The sequence below is a fragment of the Streptomyces sparsus genome (assembly GCF_054776295.1).
In genome coordinates this window covers 1-849 of record NZ_BAAHCA010001431.1, presented here as the reverse complement: position 1 = coordinate 849, position 849 = coordinate 1, and the positions used below count along the sequence as shown (strand labels likewise).

1 protein-coding gene is annotated in these 849 nt (G+C 75.6%); it reads right to left on the bottom strand.

The annotated features are described in order from the left end of the window. Positions 1 to 849 (bottom strand): D-alanyl-D-alanine carboxypeptidase (locus ACYVE9_RS28875; RefSeq protein WP_461030833.1); only part of this gene is annotated, 849 nt, incomplete at both ends.

Genomic DNA, 849 nt, shown 5'->3' with positions numbered 1-849 from the left:
AGCGGCTCAGGCCGCTGCCGTCGGCGAACCGGGTACCGGCCAGCGGCAGGTCGAGCCGGTCCAGGCGGGCGCGTACCGCCTGCTCCGAGCCGGCGAAGTCGGCTCGGGTGCCGGCGGCCAGCGCGGTCTGCCGGGCCAGGGCCTCGGCGATGTCGTTGTCGCTGTGCGTCAGCATGCGCTCGACCAGGACGGACAGCGGGGCCGAGCGGTGCTCGGCCAGCTCGACGGCCCGCTTCGGGGCCTTGGCGTGCTTCACGGTGGCCTCCGGGCCCCCGGCCTCGATCCCCCGCTTGCCGAGCAGCTCCGCGAACCGCACCCCGGCGTCGGCGGCCGGATCGGCCGCTCTGCGTGCCGGGCCGCGGGTGCTGTCGTCCAGCCGGGCGGCGTTCAGCATCAGCGCGCTGACCGGGGCGATGTTGTCGTTCACGCCGATCGGGTGGCGGTCGGTGCCCGGGTAGCGGGACGTGTCGTAGCCGACGGCGTCCGGTGTGAGCTTCTTCTTCTTGAGCGCCCGGGCGGTCCGGTCGGCCAGCGCGGTGAGCTGCTCGTCGGTGAAGGCCGGGTCGCCGCCGCCGACCAGCAGGACACGCCGGTTGCCGGCGTCCCAGACCGTGGTGGTGCTGATCCGGTGGTCGGGGCCGAGCTCGGCGAGCGCGGCCGCGCCGGTGGCCAGCTTGATGGTGGACGCGGGAGTGGCGGCGGTGCCGGACCTGGCGGAGAACAGCTCCTTGCCGGTGGTCGCGTCCGCCACCGAGGCGGTGACCAGCGTGCCGAGGGCGCGGTCCTTCAGCAGGGGGCGCAGCGCCTCCTCCAGCCCCTGGCGGGTGGGCGGCTTCGAGGTGCCGAGGG